3 protein-coding genes are annotated in these 4208 nt (G+C 67.8%); 1 reads left to right on the top strand and 2 read right to left on the bottom strand.

What is annotated here, in order from left to right; genetic code table 11:
• A partial coding sequence (gene recR / locus JWP90_RS09680; protein ID WP_297363151.1) for a recombination mediator RecR occupies positions 1-388 on the bottom strand: 388 nt, incomplete at its 3' end.
• A gap of 6 nt (positions 389-394) precedes the next feature.
• Positions 395-3085, bottom strand: a complete 2691-nt coding sequence (locus JWP90_RS09675; protein ID WP_297363148.1) for a DNA polymerase III subunit gamma and tau — start codon at positions 3083-3085, stop codon at positions 395-397.
• A gap of 268 nt (positions 3086-3353) precedes the next feature.
• On the opposite strand from JWP90_RS09675, the gene JWP90_RS09670 reads away from it, so the two are divergent.
• Positions 3354-4208 (top strand): hypothetical protein (locus JWP90_RS09670; protein WP_297363145.1); only part of this gene is annotated, 855 nt, incomplete at its 3' end.

The raw sequence follows: 4208 nt of genomic DNA, 5'->3' as shown, positions 1-4208 counted from the left end.
GCCGCTGCATCAATTGGCGGATGCGGAGGTCGTCAGGGCCGATGCCATCGATCGGGCTGATCGCGCCGCCGAGCACGTGATAGAGCCCACGGAACTCGCGGGTGCGCTCGATGGCGACGACATCCTTGGCCTCCTCGACGACACAGATACTCGCCGGATTGCGACGCGGGTCGCGGCAGATGGAGCACGTCGGTTGTTCGGCGACGTTGCCGCAGATCTCGCAGAAGTGCACCTTCTCGCGCACCTCGGTGAGCAGTTCCGCCAGCCGGGTGACGTCGAATGTCTCCGTCTGCAGAATGTGGAACGCGATCCGCTGGGCTGACTTCGGACCGATGCCTGGCAGCCGACCGAATTCGTCGATCAGTTCCTGGACAATGCCTTCGTACATGAGGTGCTAGTCCCTGTTGAATCGGGTTGGCGGAGTGTGCGGCTGTTCCTCGATGAAGCTCGCTCCGAGAAGCTCGCGCACGACCGATTCGCCGTAGCGGGAGTTCGCGGCCGGGTGGGAGGGCTGGCGGTTCACCGGGCGGGCCGCGGCTGGCGCGACGGATGCCACGGCGTTCGCACGGTCGGACGCGACAGCGTTCGCTGGGCCTGCGTTCGAACCCGCAGGCTGGGACGCGGTTGCCGCCCGACTCGCTGGGCTCATCGTCTCTGTCCGCTCCGCTGGGCCTCGCAGGGTCCCCTGCGCTGCTGCTGCGGCATCCGTTCCCGCGGCTGACACCCCATGGACGGCCGCGGTGGAACCGCTGGCCTCCCTTGGTGCGCCGGATCTCCCCGGCGGCGGCGCGAACCGGCCGGGCGGGATGACCGACGGCACATCTCCGATAGCGACCGGTTCCCGGTCGGCGGGGTCGGCCTGGGGATCAGGGTACGGCGGTTCATCGTCGAACGGTGGCGCGTCATCGAATGGAGGCGCATCGTCGAACGGAGGCGCGTCATCGAACGGAGGCGCATCCTCTGGTGTGGGCGCTTCGACGTCGCCGGCCTGGCGCGTGGGATCGGAGGTCGGGATCGCGACGACGTGCCAGCCGCCCGCTGCCGGGGTTTGCCCGGAGGAAACGGGAGGCGCTGACGCGCCTCGGGCCGCGAGGGCAGTCGCGGTGCTGGATGCCGTCACTGACGCACGCACATCGGCTTGCGGAGACCTCGGGGTAGACACAGGAGCAGCCGGGGTTGTCTGGGTGTCAGGAGCGCTGCTCGACGGGGCCGAGACCGAGGGCGCGACGTTCGGGCGCGCGCCTGGAGTGCTCGCTGCGGGAGCCGCACTGGCGGCGCCCCGAGTTCCCGTAACATTCGCGCCGGTCACCGCGGGGGTCGAACCCCCACCCGGGGCACTGGCAGGGTTGGCAGGACCGGTGCTTCCGCCGGCTGGCCCGGAACCGGGCTGGGTCGGGGCGGGCGACGGGCCGCGAGGGGAGGCATCCGCATCGCCGGGCGCGTCGACGTGTGCAATGAACTTAACGGTGACACCGAGCACGTCGAGGATCGCCTGGCGCACGATCGTGCTGACCCCGTCGCCCGCGTGAAGGTGTTTGAAGTCTTCGACGTCCTTGGCGCTGGGGAAACTCAGCCGCAGCACGGCGTCGTCGCTGAAAGCACGAACCGTTGCCGTCTGCGCCACGAGCCACGCGGACCGTTTGGTCGCCGCGACCCGATCGAGTATTTCGGTCCAGGAGTCACGGAGTTGCTGCAGGGTGACCGGCCCGACCGGCTTCACCGTGACCGGCGAGGCGGGCGGAGTTTGGGGAGCCGGCGGCCGAGCGGTCTCGGTGGATACTGCGTCCGTAGCTACCGGCGGTGTGACGCGGGCGGGCCGGGCCGCGGCCCGCTCGACCGGCTCATCGAACGAGCGCTGTGCGGGCGCGGCCGGAACGCTGACGTCGGCATTCGCTGATGCAGTGAGCTCGGATGCGGCGTCGGACATGCCGACCCGGCGTTCGAGGCGCTCCACCCGGGCGAGGGCACCGCGGGCCGTGTCGTCCATCGACGGCACGAGCACGCGCGCCACCATGAGTTCGAGGTGCAGGCGGGGCGAGGTGGCGCCGGTCATCTCGCTGAGCGCCGTGTTGACGATGTCGGCGGTGCGGCTGAGTTCCGCCTGGCCGAATCCGGTGGCCTGCAGCGCCATGTGATCGAGTTCGTCCTGCGGGATGCCCCGCAGAACGGATGCCGCGTCCCCTCCGGTCGCGCCGACGACGATAAGGTCGCGGAGCCGTTCGAGGAGGTCGTCTACGAAGCGGCGCGGGTCCTGGCCGGTCTGAATGACCCGGTCGACGGCGGAGAAGGCGGCGCCGGCATCCCGGGCGGAGAGCGCGTCGATGACCTCGTCGAGAAGCGCCGAGTGGGTGTAGCCGAGCAGCGCCACCGCCCGCTCGTAGTCGACGGTGTCGCCCTCGGACCCGGCCATGAGCTGATCGAGGAGCGACAGGGTGTCGCGCGCGGAACCCCCGCCGGCGCGGACGACGAGCGGGAGGACTCCCGGCTCCACCTGGACCTTCTCGGACTCGCACAGGGACTGCACGTACTCGAGCATCTGCGCGGGCGGGATCAGCCGGAACGGGTAGTGGTGGGTACGCGAACGGATGGTGCCGATGACCTTGTCGGGCTCGGTCGTCGCGAAGATGAACTTGATGTGCTCCGGCGGCTCTTCGACGATCTTGAGCAGGGCGTTGAAGCCCTGCGGGGTGACCATGTGGGCCTCGTCGAGGATGAAGATCTTGTAGCGGTCCCGCGCAGGGGCGAAAATCGCTCGCTCGCGGAGGTCGCGGGCGTCGTCGACACCGTTGTGGCTGGCGGCGTCGATCTCGACGACGTCGAGGGATCCGCCGCCGTCACGGCTGAGCTCCACGCAGCTCGGGCAGACACCGCACGGGGTGTCGGTGGGGCCCTCGACGCAGTTGAGGCAGCGCGCAAGGATCCGGGCGGAGGTGGTCTTGCCGCAACCGCGTGGGCCACTGAAAAGATAGGCGTGGTTCACCCGGTTGGTGCGCAGGGCCGTCATCAGCGGATCGGTCACCTGAGACTGACCGATCAGCTCGGCAAAGGACTCTGGCCGGTAACGGCGATACAGGGCTGTAACCACTCCCTCATCGTAGTCGCCGCCGCCGACACTGCGGCCGCTGCAGCTGGAGCGCATCACTTGCTGAGTACCGCAGAGGCAGCTCCGGTTCGCAACTTCGGAGATTCTTCGCTACAGCACCCATCGAGGCCGAAATCGCACTCGATCGCAGAGAAAATCCGATGTTGACGACGCGCGCGGCCACTCCCTCACCTCAGCTCCTCCGCGGGCGATTTTCCACCGAGCCATCCGGATTCCAGAGTCGTGCTTGGCGAACTCACACACTCCTCGGATGAGCACTGACATCGTCGCCCTGCTGTGTGACGGAGGGCACGTGGCAACCACCTCGCAGTTACAGCGCGTTTTCACTGCCCGCCAGCTCAGAAGCGCCTGTGCAGCCGGGCTGATCAGGCACCTCGCCAGAGGCGTCTATGCCTGCACGCATATCGACACCCCACTGGTGCTCGCGGCCCAGTCCGGCGGCCGGCTCGATTGTGTGAGTAGCCTCGCCAGACACGGCGTGTGGTCAGGTGTGGAGCGACCAGGCCTGCATATTCGGATGGAGCCACACCAGCATGCACGCCGATCCATCCCGGGCGCGTTCATTCATTGGAGTGGCACTGTTCGTGGATCGGATGTCCTTGAGGTCGCTCCGGTCGACGCGATCCTTCAGGCTATTCAGTGCCTTGGCCCAGACGATGCGCTGGCCAGCGTCGAGTCTGCGCTGCACACGGGCTTCCTCACGGAGGATCAGCTTGATCTGGTCCTCCTTCACTCACCGGCGCGGCTGCATGCGATTCTGTCCCGGATCGACCGCGGCGCCCAGTCCGGCTACGAGACATTTGCTCGGCTGAAGCTTATTCGGGCGGGCTTCTCGGTTCGAACACAGGGTTACGTGCCCGGAGCGGGACACGTCGACATCGTCATAGATGACTGTGTCGGCCTTGAGGTGGACGGAGAGAAGTGGCACGGCCCAGAACGCTTCCTCCACGACCGGACGAAGGACCGGAACGCCGAACTGCAGGGAGTGCGGATGCTCCGGGTTGGCGGCTTCCACATCTTCGAAGACTGGGACAAGACGCTCGCCGCAATCCAGCGAATGGTCTCAGACGCGCAACGAGGGCTTCGGTCGCCAGGTCGCCGACGC

It is taken from the genome of Mycetocola sp. (assembly GCF_025464835.1).
Lineage (GTDB): Bacteria > Actinomycetota > Actinomycetes > Actinomycetales > Microbacteriaceae > Mycetocola_A.
Note: the sequence above shows the minus strand (reverse complement) of the source record. Positions and strands in the feature narration are given on the sequence as shown.